Source organism: Pantoea sp. SGAir0183 (assembly GCF_043545505.1).
Genome location: NZ_CP028053.1, coordinates 1667402 through 1687914 on the forward strand (window position 1 = coordinate 1667402; position 20513 = coordinate 1687914).

Genomic DNA, 20513 nt, shown 5'->3' on the forward strand with positions numbered 1-20513 from the left:
GAATAGTAGCGGCGTCAGTACGGGATGTCAAAGCACTCTTTAACGGTTTGCGTTCAAGTGCGTGTAAAAGCAGCGCATTGGCGAAGAACTAACGCATTCGCTTGCTTTTCAAACTGCTAACAGGATCTCACTTTAAACCCATTTCCAGGTAGATGTTAGACGCATGTCAAATTTTTGTTATTTGACGATATCAAAACACTTGTTTCAGTGCTTTTATGATAAAAATTTCAAAAAAGTAATTTATGGAATAAATAAACTGTTTACGGCGACAAAATGGAATGTTCTGAGATGCGTCCGCGTCGCCTGTAGCGCATGTTTATGGAAATCATGAAGATAAGAAAAGTGGTGGGGGTGTCAGAAAAGCGTCAACGTAGTCGTCTTACCTCAAATTTTCCATTAAAAACGCCAGCGAGGCGGTATGAATGTAAAAAATATTTTTCATTCAACAGGTCAGTCGCTAGCAAGTTAACAAATAAGAAGGGTCCCTATGAACATCAAAAAAACGATTGTTGCTTCACTGTTAGCCTGCATGTTGCCCGCCGCTGCGATGGCGAAAGATATTTCCGTGGGGGTTTCGATGGCGATGTTTGACGATAACTTCCTGACCATTGTGCGTAACGCTATACAAAATGAGATGAAAAAGGATGACGTAAAAGGCCAGATTGAAGATGCCAAAGGCGATGTCGCGCAGCAACTTCAGCAGGTACAAAACTTTATTGGTCAGGGCGTCGACGCCATTATTGTTAACCCGGTCGACACCGACGCGGTGAAACCGATTATCGATCAGGCATCTAAGGCGGGTGTGGCGCTGGTGTTCGTCAACCGCAAACCCCAGGCGCAGTTGGGTGACAAGATGGCGTTTGTGGGTTCTGACTCCGAACTGGCGGGCCGTCTGCAGATGGAAGCGCTGGCAAAAGCCATGAACGGAAAAGGTAACGTGGCTATTTTGCTGGGTGATTTGGCGAACGAATCCACCCGCGAGCGCACCAAAGGGGTGGAAGCGGTCGTGGCGAAATACCCGAATATTAAAGTGGTACAAAAGCAAACGGCGAAATTTAGCCGTAACGATGCGGTGGACGTCGTGAGTAACTGGATGACCGCCGGAGACGATATCAACGCTATCGCGTCAAACAACGACGAAATGGCCATCGGTGCCATTCAGGCGCTGGGTAAAAACGATAAACATATTCTGGTCGCCGGTGTCGATGGTACCCCCGATGCGCTGCAGATGATTAAGAACGGCAAAATGGTCGCCAGCGTGTTCCAGGACGCAAAAGGACAGGGTGAAGGTGCCGTTCAAACGGCGGTTAAGCTCGTCAAAGGTGAGAAAGTGCAAAAGATCGTCGATATCCCGTTCCAGCTGATCACCAAAGACAACTACACCAAATACACCAGCATGAACCAAAAATAAACGTCCTGAACCTGTGGAACGGAGGTGATGTATGACCGCGTTTGCGCTTGAAGCCGAAGGCATCAGCAAGTTCTTTCCGGGCGTGAAGGCACTGGATAATGTGTCGTTACGTGTGCGTCCGGGAACGGTACATGCGTTGATGGGTGAAAATGGCGCGGGCAAATCCACTTTAATGAAATGCCTGATCGGGATGTACCGTCCCGATCAGGGCTCCATTAAAATTAAAGGGGAGCCAGTGCAGTTCAGGGACACCATGGATGCGTTACGTTCCGGTATTTCCATGATTCATCAGGAGCTCAACCTGGTGCCGCATATGACCGTCGCAGAGAATATCTGGCTGGGACGGGAGCCGGTGAAGTTTGGTTTTGTCGATCACGCCCGACTGAATGAAGAAACCCAGCAGTTGTTAAGCCGCCTGAACATCAGACTGAAAGCCGATCGGCTGGTGGGCGAACTCAGTATTGCGTCACAGCAGATGGTGGAGATCGCCAAAGCGGTGTCCTGGAACTCGGACATTGTGATCATGGACGAGCCTACCTCCGCCCTGACGGAAACCGAGGTCGCCCATCTGTTTACCATCATTCGTGATCTGCGCGAGCAGGGCAAAGCCATCGTTTATATCAGTCACAAAATGGATGAGATCTTCGCCATTACGGATGAAATCAGCGTGTTCCGCGATGGCAGCTGGGTGGGCAGCGACAGTACCAGCGCATTCACGCGTCAGTCGCTGATTACCAAAATGGTCGGACGTGAGCTGACGCAGCTGTTCCCGAAATTCAATAATGCGATTGGGGAAGAGGTGCTCACCGTTCGTCACCTGAGTTGTCAGGACCGCTTTTCCGACGTCAGCTTTGGCGTGCGCCGTGGGGAAATTCTCGGTGTGGCGGGTCTGGTCGGTGCCGGACGCAGTGAAGTGATGGAAAGCCTGTTTGGCATGGTGCCTTTCGACAGCGGCGAAATCCTGATTGATGGTGTGCCGGTCGCTATTGATTCGCCGTCGGTCGCCATCGAAAAAGGAATGGCGTTTCTGACAGAAGATCGCAAGAAGTCCGGGTTGTTTTTGGTGTTGTCGGTGTTAGAGAACATGAGCATCGTCAACATGCCTGAATACAGCGGTAAAGGCGGTTTTGTCAGTCATGTGAAAATGGCTCAGGACTGCATGGATCAGATCCGCCGTCTGAATATCAAAACCCCCACCATGGACCAAATCATCAATAACCTGAGCGGAGGGAATCAGCAGAAAGTCCTGATTGCCCGCTGGCTGCTGGCTCAACCCAAAATCCTGATTCTTGATGAGCCGACCCGTGGAATTGACGTCGGGGCGAAAGCAGAGATTTACCGTTTGATCAGTGAACTGGCCAACCGTGGAGTTGCCATCATTATGGTGTCGTCAGAGCTGCCGGAAATTCTGGGCATGAGTGACCGTATCATGGTGATGCATGGTGGGCGCATTACCGGCATCCTCGATAAAGACGAGGCCGATCAGGAAACTATTTTGTCGTTAGCATCCGAATGAGGCGCGAAACCACGATGAGTAATATGAAAGCAACGGCCACGCAGGCTCCTCAGCATCAACCCTCTTTTTTTGCGCATTTACGTCAGAAACTGCCAAAAGATACCGGCATTTTTGTCGTGATGGTCGGCATTGCGTTAATTTTCGAAATGTTTGGCTGGTATGTGCGCGATCAGTCCTTTTTGATGAACACCAATCGTCTGATTCTTATCGTCCTGCAGGTTGCCATTATCGGCATCATTGCTGTGGGCGTGACCCAGGTCATTATTACCACCGGTATCGATCTGTCCTCCGGGTCGGTTATCGCGCTCACTGCCGTGGTAGCCGCCAGTCTGGCGCAAACTTCAGATACGCTGACCCCGATGTTTCCGTCACTGGTGAACATGCCCGCGGTGGTGCCGATTGGGGCCGGCATTGGGGTAGGGTTATTGTGCGGTCTGATTAACGGCGTATTAATTACCCGTACCGGTATTCCCCCGTTTATTGCCACGCTGGGCATGATGGTGTCGGCCCGTGGACTGGCACAGTATTACACCCAGGGTAACCCTATCAGTTTTCTCTCTGACGGGTTCACCTCGATTGGCCAGGGCGCAATGCCGGTCATTATCTTCCTGGTGGTTGCGCTGGTGTTCCACATCGCACTGAAACATACCCGCTACGGCAAATACGTGTACGCCATCGGCGGTAATATGACCTCGGCCAAAGTGTCCGGTATCAACGTCAATAAATACCTGATTATTGTCTATACCATCGCAGGCGCGTTGTCCGGCCTGGCGGGCGTGGTACTGGCGGCGCGCGTCAGTAGCGGCCAGTCGAGCATGGGCGTGGGCTATGAGCTGGATGCGATTGCCGCGGCGGTTATCGGCGGCAGCAGCCTGATGGGCGGCGTAGGGCGCATTACCGGCACGCTGATAGGCGCGGTGATACTGGGACTGATTAAAAGCGGCTTTACGTTTGTCGGGGTAGATGCGTACATCCAGGATATCATCAAAGGCATCATCATCGTCGCCGCAGTGACCATCGATATGCGACGCAACCGTGCCAAACGCTGAATACGCTGCCGCCCTGGCGCTGTAGCGGCGCTGGCGGCAGGCGCTTATCCCGGTCACATCGTTCACCCTGCGCCCGGGACTAAGCGCCACCGCCGCCTTGCTACATCACAAATGCGTTTACGTCGTCCCGTTTCGCGATCCTGTTAAAAGAAAAAACAGGGTAGTAAACGTTTCGGTTATTCCTTTTAACTAATGCGTCTTTGCACGTCTGCCGGGCCGTGATAACGCCGCCCCGGCGGTCTGCTAAACCTGTTACGTTTCCCGCCTTTTACGGATAAACCCTGCCCCGGAGAGGTGGGGGGGATTTCCCGGTCATCAAGCCTCATCCTCGATGAAGATTGCCTGTTAACCATCCCTGCACGCTGGTCTGTCATGTTGCGCACTATTGCGGTGCAGGGCGACATGAATGGGAAAAGCAGGTCTGGCAGTCGTCCGGGATTACCTCTTTAGAGGTAACAGGAAACGCTTTTTTATCCGACTGTTAGAAAAATTTTCAAAGATATTTTGCAAACTGAATAAACCTGGTCTGCATCTTGCAATTCCCTCTTATGCAGGCTGGTGAGTAGCGACCAGCCAGACACCTTGACGTAGCGACGGAGGCAAGATGAACTTAAGACGGCTGAAATACTTTGTGAAAATCGTCGATATCGGTAGCCTGACACAGGCAGCAGAAGTGCTGCATATTGCTCAGCCTGCATTGAGCCAGCAGGTTGCTACGCTGGAAGGCGAGCTGGAACAGCAGCTTCTGAACCGGACCAAACGCGGCGTCACACCGACCGAAGCCGGTAAACTGCTTTACAGCCATGCACGCGTCATTCTGCGGCAGTGTGAGCTGGCCCAGTCTGCGGTGATGAATGCCGGTCAGGTGGTGGAGGGGCAGGTGTCAATCGGTCTGGCACCGGGCACGGCGGCATCCGCGTTAACTATGCCGCTTCTGCAAACCGTACGGGAACAGTACCCGGATATCATGATTTACCTGCATGAAAACAGCAGCAGTGCGTTGAATGACAACATCATCAGCGGGCAACTGGATATGGCGGTGCTGTATGACCGCGCCCCCACGGCGGGCATCAACAGCGTGCCCCTGCTGAAAGAAGATCTCTATCTGGTCGGCGCAACCGCCTGCCCTGGCGCCAACGTCGATCTGGCCGAGGTAGCCCAGATGAGCCTGTTTCTGCCGCGTGATTACAGCGCCGTGCGCCAGCGTGTTGATGAGGCTTTCTCACTGCGCCGCCTGAGCGCGCGCATTATTGGCGAGATCGAATCGCTTTCGACGCTCACCGCCGCAATATCCAGCGGGATGGGCGTGACCGTGTTGCCTGAATCGGCGGCCAGAGCGCTGGTTGGTTCAACCCAGGCCTGGATGGCGCGGATCACCAGCCCGACCATCAGCCTGCCGCTGTCACTGAATCTTTCACACCGCTTGCCGTTATCGCCACCCGCACAGGCCGTTAAAAATATTCTGCTGTCGCTGCTCAACAAGCCACTGACTGAAAAACGCGAACTCACGCTGGTCAGCTAAACACAACGTTCTGTTTATCCCTCTCAAGCAGGGCGCGTAAAACCGCGCCGCTGCCTTTTCTCCTCTTCCAGGCTGTCCTCTCTGTGCGTCCTGCCGCCGGCTATATGCTTCAAACGCATAAATAAATCTTTTTTTATTATTTCAGGTTATCGATAAGCGTTTTTATTATCGAATGATCAGATTGCGTAAAGAGAGGTAAATATTTTGAATTTCCAGCAACTTAAAATTATTCGCGAAGCCGCGCGGCGGGAGTTCAACCTCACGGAGGTCGCCAGCACGCTGTTTACCTCGCAATCAGGCGTCAGCCGTCATATTCGCGATCTGGAGGATGAGCTTGGCGTCGAAATTTTTGTCCGTCGGGGCAAGCGCCTGCTTGGTATGACGGAGCCGGGCAAGGCGCTGCTTACCATCGCCGAACGCATTCTCGATGAAGCCGGTAAAGTGCGTCGCCTGGCCGATGTCTTCACGAACGAATCCAGCGGCATTCTCTCTATCGCCACCACACACACGCAGGCCCGGTACAGCCTGCCGCCGGTCATCAAGTCCTTTCGCCAGCTTTATCCTAATGTCCGGCTTGAACTTAATCAGGGATCGCCGCAGGAAATTGTGAATATGCTACTGGCCGGTGAGGTGGATGTCGGGATTGCCAGTGAAATGCTGGCGAATAATAACAGCCTGGCCGCGTTTCCCTGGTTCAGCTGGCATCATGCACTGCTGGTTCCGCGCGATCATGAACTGGCACAACAGCAGCCGGTCTCACTGAATGCTCTCAGTCAGCATCCGTTAATTACCTACCGGCAGGGCATTACCGGCCGCTCCCGGGTGGACAGCGCGTTTCAGCGCGCCGGCTTAAAGCCGGATATCGTGCTCAGCGCTCAGGATTCCGATGTGGTGCGCACCTATGTCAAACTCGGGCTGGGCGTCGGTATTCTGGCCGATCAGGCCTGTGAAAAAGAGCCGGGCGGAGAGCTGGTCCGGCTGGATGCCACTCACCTGTTCGACGCCAACACCGTCTGGCTGGGCCTGAAACGGGGACAACTGCAGCGCAATTACGTCTGGCAGTTCCTTGAGCTGTGCAACGCGAATCTGTCGCTTGAAGAAATTAAAGCGCAGGCGCTCTCTACGGCAGGCGATGATGAGCCCGTAATCGACTTTCAGATCTGACTCCGCGTTGCGCCCTGACGGCATAAAATTTTTTTTCGGCCGTCATTCGCCATAGCGAACGCTTTCTGGCTGCCAATAACAACATCCTGCGCTTCCCCCAACCGATAAAGTGAAGAGAACTGAAAAAGGGGGATGCGATGTCACGTATACAACTGAAAGATCACACACTACTGCGCCAGCAGGCGCTGTTTGCCGGTGAATGGCAACACGGTTATCAGGGCGCAACGCTCGCCGTTAACGATCCGGCTACGGGCGAAACGCTGGCGAGCGTACCGGCGTTAGGTCGCCAGGAAACGGAGGCGGCGATTGCCTGTGCCGAATCGGTCCGCCATGCATGGGCGGCAACCCCCAATGCCACCCGTGCGGCGCTGCTGGAAAAATGGCATCAGCTTATTCTTGATAACGCTGACGATCTGGCCATCATCATGACGGCAGAACAGGGCAAGCCGCTGGCGGAGGCGCGCGGTGAAGTGCTCTACGGTGCCAGTTTTGTGAAATGGTTTGCGGAAGAAGCGCGTCGGATTTATGGCGACACCATTCCCGCCCCAACGACCGACCGGCGCATTATTGTCCTGAAACAACCGGTTGGCGTCGCGGCAGCGATTACGCCCTGGAATTTCCCCATCGCAATGATTACCCGCAAGGTCGCACCGGCACTGGCGGCAGGCTGCCCGATTATCGTTAAACCGTCTGACCTGACGCCGCTGTCTGCACTGGCACTGGCCGTGCTGGCCGAGCGCGCGGGTTTCCCGGCAGGCGTTTTACAGGTGCTCACCGGCATGCCGACAGACATCGGCGCCGCGCTGACCGAAAGCCGTCTGGTGCGTAAAATCTCGTTCACCGGCTCAACGCGCGTGGGCCAGTTGCTGATGAAACAGTGCGCTGACAGCATTAAACGCCTGAGTCTGGAGCTGGGCGGCAACGCGCCGCTTATTGTCTTTGACGACGCGGATATCGAGATTGCCGTCGCAGGCGTGATGACCAGCAAATTCCGTAATGCGGGACAAACCTGTGTGTGTGCCAACCGTATTCTGGTGCAGCGTAACATCTATGAACGCTTTGCCGCCCGACTGCTGGACGCGGTGGCGACCCTGAAGGTCGGAGATGGTTTTGCCCCTGGCAGCACTATCGGGCCGTTGATCAATACCTCCGCGGTGGAGAAGGTCAACGGGCACATTGATGATGCGCTGCAAAAAGGCGCAACGCTGTTGACCGGTGGCATCAGCAACGGCCCCGGTACGTGGGTGCAGCCCACCGTGCTGGGACAGGTCACGAGTGAGATGCGCATCGCGCAGGAAGAAACCTTTGGACCGGTGGCTCCGCTGTTTATCTTTGATGATGAAGAACAGGCGCTGGCGATGGCAAATGACACACCCTTTGGCCTCGGCGCTTACTTCTTTACTGAAAATATCCGTCGAGCCTGGCGCGTGGCGGAAGCGCTGGAGTTTGGCATGGTCGGTTTTAATACCGGCGTCATTTCGCTGGAAGTCGCGCCGTTTGGCGGCGTGAAATTATCCGGCATAGGTCGCGAAGGGTCGCGATATGGCATTGACGAATATCTGGAGCAAAAAACATTTCACATGGGCAGCCTGTAATTTAACTTTTAATTTCTGATATTCCTCGCCAGCATGAACGTTATGCTGGCGTTTTTTTTGTGCGCCAGATCGACGTTTTATCGGTATTCTCCTTTTTAGTGCAAGTTTCATGCGCATTGCACCAAAGCAATGCGGCTTTTTTGTGAACTAAATCATCTGTTTAACCCTTCGGCAATTCCGCAATAAATCCTTCACGAATACGGCACAAAAATTTTTTTGGGCGGTTTTAAACGCATTTTTATTTTTTTAACGGCTGGCATACTTTCTGCATTACCTAATAAAGCGTGCCGAAAAGCATTGCCAGAAATTAATTCATCCAGCATGTGATGGGTGTAACAAATAAGGATTCTTTCATGTTGAGTTTCGACCCAGAAAGCGTGCAACTCCCGCCTGGCCACTATATTGGCGGAAAACATGTACAGACCCAGGGCGACGCTTTTGCCGTTAAACGCCCGTCTGATGGCAAGGTGTTTGCCACGCTGCGCGAAGCCCAGGCAGAGGATGTTGACCATGCCGTCATGACGGCACATCAGGCATTGAAAACCAGCGGCTGGTCAGGATGTGCACCGCGTGAACGTGGTCGGGTATTGCGCCGCTGGGCAGACTTAATCGAACAGGATCCCCTGCTGGCGCAGCTTGAAGCCCTTGGCTCAACCCGTCCGATTACCGATGTTGTGCAACATGAAATTCCCTTTACTGCCGAAGCCATTCGCTTCTATGCCGAGTGCGCCGACAAATACAGCGGCGATCTGTTTCCGACACGTGACAGTAGCCTGGGCATGTTGATTGCGGAGCCCTATGGCGTTATCGGGGCGATCACGCCGTGGAACTTCCCGCTGTCCATGGCTTCATGGAAATGCGGACCTGCGCTGGCCGCAGGCAACGCGGTAGTGCTAAAACCCTCAGAGCTGACGCCGCTGTCCACCGTGCGTATGGCCGAGCTGGCGGTACAGGCCGGGTTACCGGCGGGCATTCTGAATATTGTGCAGGGCAGCGGTGCGGTGACCGGCAGCGCCCTGGTCAGGCATCCCCTGGTGCGCAAAGTCTCCTTTACCGGCTCCACTGTGACAGGCGCGCGCATTATGAGTGATGCGGCCCAGTTTGGCATGAAGCCCGTCACGCTGGAGTTAGGCGGCAAAAGCCCCCAACTGGTGTTTGATGATGCGGGCGAGATTGAGGTGCTGGCACAACGCATTCTGCGTGGCTTTACCGCCAATGGCGGCCAGGCCTGCGTTGCCGGGACGCGCCTGATTGTGCAGCGCGGTATTGCCGATGCGCTGACGGAACGGCTGGCGGCGCTGTGTCGTGAGGTCCGGCCTGGCGTGACCTGGCAGGAAACCAGCCGCTATGCCCCGCTGATTGATGCGCGTCAGGGCAACAAAGTGCAGTCCGTGATTGAGGCGGCGAAAGCCCAGGGCGCAGACGTGCTGGTGGGCGGTGACCGCTTCGCGGATACCGATGAGGGCTGGTTCTGGCAACCCACGCTGCTGACGCAGGTGAAACAGGATAATCCGGCAGTGCAGCAGGAAATCTTCGGGCCTGTGCTGACAATTCAGACGTTCGACAGCGAAGACGAAGGGCTGGCGCTGGCGGCACATGAGACCTATGGCCTGTGCGCCGGGGTGCATACGCTGAGCCTGCCACGTGCGATGCGTGCGATACGGGGAATCGCTTCCGGTACGGTATGGGTCAACCGCTACGGGCGGTCCGGCGATTTCATCATTCCTACCGGGGGGTTCATGGGGTCCGGTATCGGCAAAGATTTGGGTCGTCAGGCGTTCCAGGCCTGCCAGCGCCAGAAAAGCGTCCTTATCGATTTTTAAGCACCTAACCAGACAATAACGAGGTTAATGTAATGGCACTGTTTAAACCCAAATTCATCACGTTTGATTGCTATGGCACGCTGATCTTTTTTGATATGGCCGGTGCGGCAAAACGCTGTTTTCACGATCGCGTCGACGCGAAAGACATGGCGGCCTTTGTGACCGACTTTTCCAGCTATCGCCTGGACGAAGTGCTGGGCGCGTGGAAACCCTATTACGATGTGGTCAGCAATGCGATTCAGCGCACCTGTAAAAAGTGGGGCGTGACATGGACGCAGGCTGACAGCGATTACATTTACACCGACTGCGCCACCTGGGGACCGCATCCGGATGTGCCTGCCGGGTTAGCTAAAGTGGCGGAAGCCTTCCCGTTGGTGCTGCTGACCAATTCAATGAAGGATCTGATTCCACACCATATTCCTCGTCTGGGTGCGCCCATCCACATGACGATTACCGCAGAAGAAGCGGGCGCGTATAAACCGCAGATGAAAGGCTTTGAATACATGCTGGAGAAACTGGACTGCCGTCCGGACGAAATTCTGCATGTCTCCTCCAGTTTCCGCTATGACCTGATGACGGCGCACGATCTTGGCATTAAACACAAGGTCTGGGTCAACCGTGGCCACGAACCGGCTAACCCCTATTACCAATACACCGAAATCAAAGACATTGGCGGCCTGCCCGGCGTCGTGGGTCTGTGAGGACAGCGTCATGAAACTGGAATCGTACTGGCAGGCGACCGCACCGGCGTTTCGCGCGGCCGCCAGCGGTCCGTTACCCGCCCATGCGGATGTGGTGGTGATCGGGGCGGGCTTTACCGGTGTTTCGGCGGCCTTATCGCTGGCGCGCAGTGGGATCAATGTGGTGGTGCTGGACAGCGGGGAGGTGATGAGTCAGGCCTCCGCCCGTAATGGCGGTCACTGCAACACCGGCGTGGCACAAAACTTTGCTTCACTGGTGGCCAGCCAGGGGCTTGAGCAGGCCAGTCGGTTCTATAAGGCATTCGATGATGCCGTGACCTATGTCGGGCAGTTGATTAAAGACGAGCAGATTGACTGTGACTTTCGTCTGTGCGGCAAGCTCAAACTGGCCAGTAAGGCGTCGCACTTCTCCGGCCTGCGTGAGGCCTGGGAACTGATGCGCCGTACGGTGGATCCGGATGTGGAACTGCTCAGTCAGTCAGAGGTTGCGCAGGAGATCGACGGCGGCAACTTCCATGGCGGCCTGCTACAGCATCACGGCGGCCAGATGCACATGGGCAAATTTGGCATCGGCCTGGCCGAAGCCGCGGCCCGCAGTGGGGCAAAAATTTATACGCACCATCACGTTACGAAGCTGGAACGGCTTGACGGCTACCGCCATCGGGTGGTGACCAGCAAAGGTGACATTCTGGCCGATAAAGTGCTGATGGCGACGGGCTGTTCCAGTGACGGTCCGTTCCCGTGGTTCCAGCGCCGTATTGTGCCGGTGGGCAGCTTTATCGTGGTGACCGAGCCGCTGGATACGGCGCTGCTTACCGGCTTGCTGCCGCATAAACGTAACTATGTGACCTCCATGAACATCGGCAACTACTTCCGGACCACCGCGGACAGCCGTCTGGTGTTCGGTGGCCGGGCACGCTTCGCCATCAGTAACCCGACGTCGGACTCCCGCAGCGGGGACATCCTGCACGCCGCCATGGCCAGTATGTTCCCCAGACTGCGCCATACGCAGATCGACTACTGCTGGGGCGGCATGGTGGATATGAGCGCCGATCGCCTGCCGCACGCAGGCGAACAGGACGGTGTGTTTTACTCGCTGGGTTACAGCGGGCATGGCACGCAGATGTCGGTATGGATGGGCCGGGTCATGGCCGATCTGTTAAGTGAGAAATCCCGCGATAACCCCTGGCAGCGCGAGACATGGCCTGCACTGCCGGGTTATCACGGAAAACCGTGGTTCCTGCCTCTCGCCGGGCTCTACTACAAAGCAAAGGATCGCCTTTCATAACTTCACATTGTTTTTCAGGCCGCCGGGGCATTGTCGGGTCGAAACATCATGACCGGATCATCGCCTTCGCGGTGCGCGCCACACAGCATGTGCCGTCTGATTAACGCAGGGAATTTCACCGTTCGCTTGAAAACGTAATGAGGGTGTACAGATGAGTAAAATCGATAATAAAGAATCTGACGTAACCAATTCTGCTCTGACGCGGATGATCACTGAAGGTACGCTGTCCCGCCGCAGTCTGATGAAATTGCTTTCAGCCGGGGCCGCGATGAGCACAGGGTTGATAGGCTTCCCTGGCATGGCGCTGGCAGAGGAGAAACCGACTCAGGGCGGCAAAATCCGTGTGGGCATGTCCAATGCGTCGGCGACTGACACGCTGGACCCGGCGAAAGGCAATAACAGCGCCGACTTTACGCGCCAGTTTATGTTCTACAGCGGGCTGACAGAGGTGGATAAAACCCTGACGGTGAAACCTGCGCTGGCGGAATCCATCGACTCTGACGATGGCGTCACCTGGAGCATTAAGCTGCGTAAAGGCGTGACCTTCCATGATGGTAAGCCGTTTACGTCCAAAGACGTGGTTTATTCACTGAGCCGCCATAAAGATCCAGCCGTCGCGTCCAGCGCTTTCAAGCTGGCTGAGCAGTTCAAAACCATCAACGCCGTCAACGACAATGAAGTGCAGCTTATTCTGGTGGCACCTAACTTTGACGTTCCTTACATGCTCGCAACGTCGCCCTTCCTGATCGTGCAGGACGGCACCAAAGATTTCAGCAAAGGTATCGGCACAGGGCCGTTTGTCTGCAAAAGCTTTACGCCTGGCGTCAGTACGCTTGGCACGAAAAATCCCAACTATTTTAAACCGGGGCTGCCGCATCTGGACCAGGTGGAACTGCTCGGCGTGACCGATCAGGCGGCCCGCGTCAATGCTCTGTTATCAGGCGATATTCAGGTGGCTTCAGGGCTGAAAGCCTCGGACAGTATGCGCATCAGCCGTACACCGGATCATGGGGTGCTTGAAACCAAGGGCGGCATGTACACCAACCTGATTATCCGCACCGATATCAAACCCGGCAGCAATCCCGATTTCGTGCTGGCGATGAAATATCTGCAACCCCGAGAGATCGTGGTGAAAACCGTGTTGCAGGGCTTTGGCGACGTCAGCAACGATACGCCGGTGCCGCCGTGGCACCCGCTGTACAACGCCGATCTCAAACCCCGTCCGTTGGATCCGGAAAAAGCGAAGTTTTATATCAATAAAGCCGGCATGAGCGGGCAAACCATTGAGATTGTTACGACGCCGCCGCTGGAAGGCGCAACCGAAGGCGCGCAGCTGATTCAGCAGGTAGGTCGCAACGTCGGACTGAACGTCAACGTGCGTCGTGTGCCGTATGAAGGCTACTGGGGGACCCACTGGATGAAAGATCCCATTGGTTACGGCTCCATCAACCCGCGGCCAACACTGGATATGCTGTTCTCACAGTTTTATCTCTCCAGCGCACCGAACAACGAATGCGGCTGGAAAAATGAACAGTTCGATCAGCTGGTGATTGCGGCGCGTGGCGAACGTGATAAAGCCAAACGCAAGCAGATGTACGGCGATATGCAAACGCTGATCTATGACCACTGCGGCACGCTGATTCCTGCCTTTATCAGCTCGATGGATGGTTACAGCAAAAAGCTGAAAGGGCTGGAAGCCTGGCCGTCAGGCATGTTGATGGGCTATCGCTTCCACGAGTTTGCCTGGCTGTCTGCCTGATCACGCGTCTGTAAGAGGAGTTCGCCGATGAACCGATACATGATGTTCCTGATTGCCCGGCGCATTGGCGCCGGCATCCTGACCTTGCTTATCGTCTCAGCGGTGGTGTTCTTTATCACCAGCCTGCTGCCGGGCGATGCGGCGCAAATGATCCTGGGGCAAAACGCCACACCCGAAACCGTGGCGGCCCTGCGTCAGCAACTGGGCTTAGATCAGCCGCTGCTGGTGCGCTATTTCACCTGGCTCGGCGGCATGCTGACAGGGAATTTTGGCACCTCATTTGCCAGTCATCTGCCGGTGGCACAGCTGGTGGCACAGCGGCTTCCGGCCACGTTTGAACTGGCGGCGACCACCACCGCCATCTGCGTGCCGCTTGCGCTGATTATCGGTATTGCCGCCGCGATGAACCACGGCTCGAAGCTGGATCGCGCGCTGGTGATTGGCACTATGGCCACGGTAGCCGTACCGGAATTTCTGGTGGCGACCGTAGCGGTGCTGATCTTCGCCGTGAAGCTGCACTGGGTCTCGGCTATGTCACTGGGCAGTCCCAACATGGATTTCGCCAGCTATATCAAAGCCTACGCATTGCCGGTCATCACGCTATGTTGCGGCCTGGTCGCCCAGATGGCGCGCATGACGCGTGCGGCCATCATTAACCAGCTCGACAGCCCGTATCTGGAAATGGCCTTGCTGAAAGGCGTTTCCCCGATGCGCGCCGTGTTGCGTCATGCCTTACCTAACGCCGTTGGCCCGATTGCGAACGCGATTTCCCTCAGCCTTTCTTATCTGTTTGGTGGCGTCATCATCATTGAAACCATCTTCAGCTATCCCGGTCTGGCCAGCCAGATGGTGGATGCGGTCAGTAACCGCGATCTGCCCGTCGTGCAGCTCTGCGTCATGCTGTTTGCCGGCTGTTATCTGTTGCTGCTGCTGGCTGCGGATATCGTCACTATCGCCTTTAACCCGAAATGGAGGAGCTGATGAAACTTCTGCTTCCCTGGCGCATTTTTCAGTCACTGTCGTTATCAGGTCGCCTGGGCCTGATCGTGACCCTGTTCTGGCTGGTCATCGCGCTGTTTGGCACCTGGTGGGCACCGCACAGCCTCGACGATATTGGTTCCGGGCCGCTGATGGGCGGATTCACCCCCGAAAACCTGTTGGGCACCGATTATCTGGGGCGGGATATGCTCACGCGCATTATGTACGGCGCGAAATTCTCGCTGGGCCTGGCACTCGGCGCGGCCATTCTGGCCAGCCTGATTGGGACGATGCTGGCCTTAATCGCGGCGGTCACCGGACGCTGGCTGGAGGAGCTCTTGGGTCGCATTAACGACGCGATGCTGGTGCTGCCGGGTAAAATTCTGGCGCTGATGATTGTGGCGGTATTTGGTTCTTCACTGCCGATGCTGCTGATCACGGCGGTGTTCACCTACTGGCCGGGCGCCTTCCGCATTGCGTTTGCGCTGGCCAGTAGTTTGCGCAATATGGATTACGTCCGCGCCTCCCGGCTGCGGGGCGAAAGCCGCTGGTACATCGCCATCCACGATATTCTGCCGAACATGGTTCATCCGGTGCTGGCCGATTTTGGTCTGCGCTTTGTGTACATCGTCCTGCTGCTGAGCGGCCTGAGCTTCCTGGGATTGGGCGTCCAGCCGCCGTATGCCGACTGGGGCACCTTAGTCCGCGAAAATATTCAGGGGCTGTTTGACGGTTCGCCGGCGGTGTTGATGCCCGCCCTGGCGATTGCCAGTCTTACTATCGCCGTAAACCTGTTTATTGACAGTCTGCAAAGCATGCGTCCGCTGACGCTGGCAAAGGAGGGGGCATGAACGTGACACCACATACGGCGATGCCTGTGATTTCGGTGGATAAGCTGCGCGTAACGGCGCACAACGACAATGGCGATAAGCTGGATATCGTCTCTGATATTCGCTTCACCGTGCAGAAGGGGGAAGTCCTGGCGCTGATTGGTGAATCCGGCTCGGGGAAAACCACCATCGCAATGGCGCTGATGGGCTATGCCCGCCACGGTTGTAAGATCGCCGAGGGAAATATCCACGTCGCGGGCACCAACGTCATGGCACTGACGCCTGCCGAACTTCGCTTTTTCCGCGGAAATAAGGTCGCCTACATTGCGCAAAGTGCGGCGGCCTCGTTTAACCCCGGCATGAAAATTATCGACCAGGTGATCGAGCCAGTGGTGATTCACGGCACGATGATGCGCAAGGCGGCAAAAGCCAAAGCGCTGGGCCTGTTTCGGGAGCTGGCGCTGCCGAATCCGGACACCATTGGCGATCGCTTTCCGCATCAGGTTTCAGGCGGACAGCTACAGCGCTTAATGACGGCCATGGCGCTGATTAGCGATCCGGAGGTGGTGATTCTTGATGAGCCTACTACCGCGCTGGATGTGACCACGCAGGTCGAAGTGCTCAAAGCCTTCCGCCGCGTGGTCAAACAGCGTGGCGTGACGGCGATTTATGTCAGCCACGATCTGGCCGTCGTTGCACAAATGGCCGACCGTATTCTGGTTTTGCTGCAGGGAAAAATTGCCGAATACGGCACCACGGCCCATCTGATAGGCGCACCGCAGTCGGACTATACGCGCCTGCTGATGGCGGCGGCGCAACAGAAAGAACGCCCCAGCAACTGGTGCCCGGCAAAGGCGAATGAGCTGCCGCTGCTGGAAGTACGCGACCTGTCTGCGGGTTACGGACCCAAAGGCAGTGATGGTTTGCCCAAAGTGCGCATTCTGGAAAACATCAATCTTACGCTCTGGAAAGGCCAGGCCATCGGCATTATCGGTGAGTCCGGCTCGGGCAAAACCACGCTGGCTCATGCTATCGCCGGCCTGAACCCGGCCTGTCAGGGGCAAATCCTGTTTAACGGTCACATGGTGGCCGGTCAGATGCAAAAGCGCACGGATAACGAACTGCGTCGTATTCAGTATGTTTTCCAGATGGCGGATACGGCGCTCAATCCTGCACACAGTGTGGAACAAATTCTGTCACGCCCGCTGACGCTGTTTCATGGGCTGAGCGGCATCGCCCGGCAGAACCGGCTGTATCAACTGATGGATTTGGTCAGGCTGCCACGTACCGTGCTCTCGCGCCGTCCCTGGTCGCTGTCCGGTGGACAAAAGCAGCGCGTGAACCTGGCGCGCGCGCTGGCGGCAGAGCCGGATGTCATTCTGTGCGATGAGGTAACCTCGGCGCTCGATACCGTGGTGGCCTCGGCGGTACTGGATCTGATCAGTGAGCTGCGCCGTGAACTGGGGCTGTCTGTCATCTTTATCAGCCACGATATGCACGCCGTCAGAGCGGTGTGCGATGAGATCGTCGTCATGCGCAATGGCGCTATCGTCACCCAACTGGCGCGGGAAAATTACGAGCAGCCGACCCGCGAGCTCTATTTTGAACGCCTGAAACGTGCCGTGCCTGAACTCCGTCAGGGCTGGCTCGACGAGCACGAAGAGATCCTGAAAGCCGAATAACCGGTAAACAAGCGCCCCCCATTCCGGGGCAGGGCAGCACGCCATTGCCATGTTGCCCCAACACACGACGAGGTTGTGACGACATGCCCGCACCGATTCGATATGTACAGGACAGCCCGGATTTCCCGGATGCTGCTGATGTGGTGGTGATAGGTGCCGGTATCGCCGGTGCAGCCGCAACCTGGTATCTGGCAAAGCAGGGCCTGAAAGTGGTGCTGATAGAAAAAGGCCTGGTCGGGGCCGAACAGTCCAGCCGCAACTGGGGCTGGTGCCGCCAGCAGAATCGCGACGAGCGTGAACTGCCACTGGTGATTGAAGCCCTGCGCGGCTGGGAACAACTGAGCCAGGAAACCGGGGAAGAGCTGGGGTTTCGCCGCAGCGGCCTGGTGTATGCCACCCGCAATGAAGCGGATATTGCCGCCTGGGATAAGTGGGGGCAGATGGCGAAGCAGTACGGCGTGCGCAGCGATATTCTGAATGCCCGGCAGGCTAAAGCGATGACGCCGGGCAGTACCACTGACTGGCTGGGCGGCGTATCTGCGCCTACGGACGGTGCTGCTGAGCCGCGACTCGCCGCCCCCGGCATTGTCATAGGGGCGCAGAAAAACGGGGCGCAGGTTTTTCAGCAGTGTGCCGTGCGCGGGCTGGATATCACGGCGGGCCGTGTCAGCGGCGTCGTTACGGAACGCGGCCTGATCAAGACCAGCCGTGTGATCTGTGCTGCCGGGGCATGGACCTCGATGTTTTGCCGTCGTCACGGTCTCGATCTGCCGCTTGGCAACGTGATTGGCACCGCGTTTCGCACCCAGCCCATTCGGCAGGCCATTACCGTGCCGTTTTATACCGAACGTTTCGCCTGTCGCCCACAACTCGACGGCAGCTATACGGTTTCCGTCTCCGGCCGCGGCAGACTGGAGCCCGGCGCGCAGGGTCTACGTTATCTGAAGCAGTTTTATCCCACATTCAAAAGTCGTCGTAAAAACCTTACCCTGAACTTGGGGATTAAACCGTTTTTCCATGGGCCTGAAGCCATGGGCCGCTGGGATCTGGATAGCGTTTCGCCGTTTGAGCGCATGCGTATTCTCGATCCGGCCGCCGATCGCTCGGTGGTGGAAAACGGCCTGGCAGCGATGCGCCGGGAGTTTCCTGCCCTGGCCAACCTGAAGGTTGCCCAGGCCTGGGGCGGCATGATTGACAGCACCCCGGATGCAATTCCGGTCATTTCCACCGTGGCAAAACTGCCCGGTCTGGTGCTGTCGGCGGGCTTCAGCGCCCACGGTTTTGGCATTGGCCCCGGTGCGGGCCGCCTTGCCGCCGAGCTGGCAACTGACGCCACGCCGGTTGTCGATCCGACCCCTTATCGCTACAGCCGTTTCACTGACGGCAGCGCACTTGATGCACCTGGCATGATGTAAGGAAAGCAAAATGACATTTCATATTCGTACCATGACCTCAGACGATATCCCTCAGGTTCACGCCATGAGCCAGGCACTTAACTGGCCGCACCGTCGCGAGGACTGGGCGATCGGCATCCAGCTTGGCGAAGGCGTAGTGATTGAAGAGCAGGGCGAGGTCATCGGCAGCGCGATTCTGTGGCGCTGGGGTGACGAGGCCGCCACCATTGGCCTGGTCATTGTGGCCAATCAGCATCAGGGCCGGGGACTGGGCAAGCAGCTGATGCTGGCGCTGCTGGAAAAAGTCCCCGGCTATAACGTACGTCTGCACGCTACCGACATGGGCAAGGGCCTTTACGAGAAACTGGGTTTTGTGGCCTGCGGCAACATTCTCCAGTACCAAACGCCATCACTGAGCAGCGTGCCGGCCGTGCCCATCCCGGCGGGGTTAACTCTGTCTGCCGCAACCGCCGACGACCAGGACAGGCTGGTGCAGATGGACCAGGCGGCGCATGGGCTGTACCGCCCTGAACTTATTGCGCATCTTATTAACGATAACCAGACCGTTATTTTGCAGGACGACGCACAACAGGCGCGCGGGTTTGCCAGCCTGCGCCGTTTTGGCCGCGGCTGGGTGATTGGTCCGGTGATCGCGGACAGTTTACCGGTGGCACAGGCACTGACCGCCGCGTTAATGCAGGGCCTGAAAGGGGAATATCTGCGCATGGACACCGACGCCGCGCTGCCGATGGCCAGCTGGCTTGAAAGTCTTGGACTGGCCAATGTGGATGCCCCGGTCACCATGGTACGTGGCCAGGTGTGGGCACCACAGGGCATGCAGGCGTTTGGCTTAATGACCCAGGCGATGGCCTGATGCATATCGTGTACAAATCGGAGCCCCAGCGTGGCCTTTACTGGCAGCGCTGGCTGGCGGCGCATGCGCCGGATATCCACTTACATCTCTGGCCCGAAACGGGTGAGCCGGAGCAGGTGGAGGCGGTGATCGCCTGGGTGCCGCCGGACGATGTGACCCGCCGGTTTCCCAACCTGAAAATTCTGTTTTCTGTCGGTGCCGGGGCGGAACAGTTCGATCTGTCCGCGCTTCCTGCGCACCTGCCGTTAGTGAGGATGATTGAACCCGGGCTGACGCAGGGCATGGTGGAATACATTACCTTCGCCGTGCTGGGACTGCATCGCGATATGCTGCGCTATTTCCAGCAACAGCGTGCGCAACAGTGGCAGGCGCATTCAGCCGTGCCCGCCAGCGAACGGCGCGTAGGGATCATGGGACTCGGCGAACTGGGACGCGCCGCACTGACCCAGCTTCAGACGTTAGGCTTTGACTGCGGCGGCTGGAGCCGGACGCCCCATCAGATACCGGGCGCAGCCTGCTGGCACGGTGACGCGCAGCTGCCCGCGTTTCTGGCTCGCAGCGACATTCTGGTGTGCCTGTTACCACTGACGCCCAGCACAGAGGGCCTGCTCAATGCCAGACTGTTCAGCCAGTTGCCCGCCGGGGCCGCGCTGGTGCAGGTCGGACGCGGACCGCAGCTTAACGAACAGGATTTGCTGACCGCGCTGGACAGCGGTCAGTTACGGGCCGCGGTGATTGACGTAACGGAGCCGGAACCGCTCCCTGCCGGTCATGCGTTCTGGACCCATCCCGCCATCTGGCTCACGCCCCACATTGCCAGCCGCACACAAAACGACAGCGCGGTGAGCGCACTGGTGGCCAACCTGCGACGTTTTCAGCGCGGTGAGCCGCTGCACGGCGTTATCGATCGTTCACGAGGATATTAAG

Annotated in this window: 16 protein-coding genes; all 16 read left to right on the forward strand. The window is 56.8% G+C overall.

Going from position 1 to position 20513, the window contains the following annotated elements; all coding sequences use genetic code 11:
- Positions 1 to 487: 487 nt before the first annotated feature.
- Entirely contained in the window at positions 488 to 1411 is a 924-nt protein-coding gene (locus C1N59_RS07800; RefSeq protein WP_033740368.1) for a sugar ABC transporter substrate-binding protein, read from the forward strand.
- Positions 1412 to 1442: 31 nt separating this feature from the next.
- Entirely contained in the window at positions 1443 to 2927 is a 1485-nt protein-coding gene (locus C1N59_RS07805) for a sugar ABC transporter ATP-binding protein (protein ID WP_033740365.1), read from the forward strand.
- A 23-nt stretch (positions 2928 to 2950) separates the two neighbouring features.
- Positions 2951 to 3976, forward strand: a complete 1026-nt coding sequence (locus C1N59_RS07810) for an ABC transporter permease (protein WP_369974382.1) — start codon at positions 2951 to 2953, stop codon at positions 3974 to 3976.
- 604 nt (positions 3977 to 4580) lie between these two features.
- Positions 4581 to 5498 carry a nitrogen assimilation transcriptional regulator NAC gene (nac, locus tag C1N59_RS07815; RefSeq protein ID WP_006119661.1) on the forward strand — a complete coding sequence of 306 codons (918 nt, stop codon included), beginning with the start codon at positions 4581 to 4583 and terminating at the stop codon, positions 5496 to 5498.
- A 204-nt stretch (positions 5499 to 5702) separates the two neighbouring features.
- Entirely contained in the window at positions 5703 to 6662 is a 960-nt protein-coding gene (gene cbl, locus C1N59_RS07820) for an HTH-type transcriptional regulator Cbl (protein WP_006119660.1), read from the forward strand.
- Between the two features lie 137 nt (positions 6663 to 6799).
- Complete coding sequence (locus tag C1N59_RS07825; protein WP_058701619.1) at positions 6800 to 8257, forward strand: NAD-dependent succinate-semialdehyde dehydrogenase; 1458 nt, start codon at positions 6800 to 6802, stop codon at positions 8255 to 8257.
- Positions 8258 to 8610: 353 nt separating this feature from the next.
- Positions 8611 to 10080, forward strand: coding sequence for an aldehyde dehydrogenase family protein (locus tag C1N59_RS07830; RefSeq protein ID WP_033740361.1), 1470 nt, complete (start codon positions 8611 to 8613; stop codon positions 10078 to 10080).
- Positions 10081 to 10112: 32 nt separating this feature from the next.
- Entirely contained in the window at positions 10113 to 10781 is a 669-nt protein-coding gene (locus tag C1N59_RS07835; RefSeq protein ID WP_039338052.1) for a haloacid dehalogenase type II, read from the forward strand.
- 10 nt (positions 10782 to 10791) lie between these two features.
- Positions 10792 to 12069 carry an NAD(P)/FAD-dependent oxidoreductase gene (locus C1N59_RS07840; protein ID WP_054633526.1) on the forward strand — a complete coding sequence of 426 codons (1278 nt, stop codon included), beginning with the start codon at positions 10792 to 10794 and terminating at the stop codon, positions 12067 to 12069.
- A 151-nt stretch (positions 12070 to 12220) separates the two neighbouring features.
- The gene (locus C1N59_RS07845) at positions 12221 to 13828 is read left to right on the forward strand and encodes an ABC transporter substrate-binding protein (protein ID WP_283786227.1); all 1608 of its coding nucleotides are present in this window, start codon (positions 12221 to 12223) and stop codon (positions 13826 to 13828) included.
- A 27-nt stretch (positions 13829 to 13855) separates the two neighbouring features.
- Positions 13856 to 14809: an ABC transporter permease gene (locus C1N59_RS07850; protein WP_394550516.1), complete on the forward strand. Its 954-nt coding sequence runs from the start codon at positions 13856 to 13858 to the stop codon at positions 14807 to 14809.
- The gene (locus C1N59_RS07855) at positions 14809 to 15657 is read left to right on the forward strand and encodes an ABC transporter permease (RefSeq protein ID WP_006119653.1); all 849 of its coding nucleotides are present in this window, start codon (positions 14809 to 14811) and stop codon (positions 15655 to 15657) included. Before C1N59_RS07850 ends, C1N59_RS07855 begins: the two co-directional genes overlap by 1 nt.
- Entirely contained in the window at positions 15654 to 17318 is a 1665-nt protein-coding gene (locus C1N59_RS07860) for an ABC transporter ATP-binding protein (protein WP_394550517.1), read from the forward strand. The genes C1N59_RS07855 and C1N59_RS07860 overlap by 4 nt, the downstream gene beginning before the upstream one ends.
- Before the next feature lie 83 nt (positions 17319 to 17401).
- The gene (locus C1N59_RS07865; RefSeq protein WP_054633529.1) at positions 17402 to 18733 is read left to right on the forward strand and encodes an NAD(P)/FAD-dependent oxidoreductase; all 1332 of its coding nucleotides are present in this window, start codon (positions 17402 to 17404) and stop codon (positions 18731 to 18733) included.
- A gap of 10 nt (positions 18734 to 18743) precedes the next feature.
- Positions 18744 to 19586 carry a GNAT family N-acetyltransferase gene (locus C1N59_RS07870; RefSeq protein WP_039338046.1) on the forward strand — a complete coding sequence of 281 codons (843 nt, stop codon included), beginning with the start codon at positions 18744 to 18746 and terminating at the stop codon, positions 19584 to 19586.
- On the forward strand, positions 19586 to 20512 hold the full coding sequence (locus tag C1N59_RS07875) for a 2-hydroxyacid dehydrogenase (protein WP_394550518.1): 927 nt from the start codon (positions 19586 to 19588) through the stop codon (positions 20510 to 20512). The genes C1N59_RS07870 and C1N59_RS07875 overlap by 1 nt, the downstream gene beginning before the upstream one ends.
- The last annotated feature ends 1 nt before the right edge of the window (position 20513 follow it).

Coding starts and splice junctions, on each gene's coding strand:
- C1N59_RS07850 (WP_394550516.1), top strand. CDS start 13,856: ATGAACCGATACATGATGTTCCTGATTGCCCGGCGCATTGGCGCCGGC.
- C1N59_RS07840 (WP_054633526.1), top strand. CDS start 10,792: ATGAAACTGGAATCGTACTGGCAGGCGACCGCACCGGCGTTTCGCGCG.
- C1N59_RS07870 (WP_039338046.1), top strand. CDS start 18,744: ATGACATTTCATATTCGTACCATGACCTCAGACGATATCCCTCAGGTT.
- C1N59_RS07800 (WP_033740368.1), top strand. CDS start 488: ATGAACATCAAAAAAACGATTGTTGCTTCACTGTTAGCCTGCATGTTG.
- C1N59_RS07830 (WP_033740361.1), top strand. CDS start 8,611: ATGTTGAGTTTCGACCCAGAAAGCGTGCAACTCCCGCCTGGCCACTAT.
- C1N59_RS07865 (WP_054633529.1), top strand. CDS start 17,402: ATGCCCGCACCGATTCGATATGTACAGGACAGCCCGGATTTCCCGGAT.
- C1N59_RS07860 (WP_394550517.1), top strand. CDS start 15,654: ATGAACGTGACACCACATACGGCGATGCCTGTGATTTCGGTGGATAAG.
- C1N59_RS07855 (WP_006119653.1), top strand. CDS start 14,809: ATGAAACTTCTGCTTCCCTGGCGCATTTTTCAGTCACTGTCGTTATCA.
- C1N59_RS07825 (WP_058701619.1), top strand. CDS start 6,800: ATGTCACGTATACAACTGAAAGATCACACACTACTGCGCCAGCAGGCG.
- C1N59_RS07810 (WP_369974382.1), top strand. CDS start 2,951: ATGAAAGCAACGGCCACGCAGGCTCCTCAGCATCAACCCTCTTTTTTT.
- C1N59_RS07845 (WP_283786227.1), top strand. CDS start 12,221: ATGAGTAAAATCGATAATAAAGAATCTGACGTAACCAATTCTGCTCTG.
- nac (WP_006119661.1), top strand. CDS start 4,581: ATGAACTTAAGACGGCTGAAATACTTTGTGAAAATCGTCGATATCGGT.
- C1N59_RS07835 (WP_039338052.1), top strand. CDS start 10,113: ATGGCACTGTTTAAACCCAAATTCATCACGTTTGATTGCTATGGCACG.
- C1N59_RS07805 (WP_033740365.1), top strand. CDS start 1,443: ATGACCGCGTTTGCGCTTGAAGCCGAAGGCATCAGCAAGTTCTTTCCG.
- C1N59_RS07875 (WP_394550518.1), top strand. CDS start 19,586: ATGCATATCGTGTACAAATCGGAGCCCCAGCGTGGCCTTTACTGGCAG.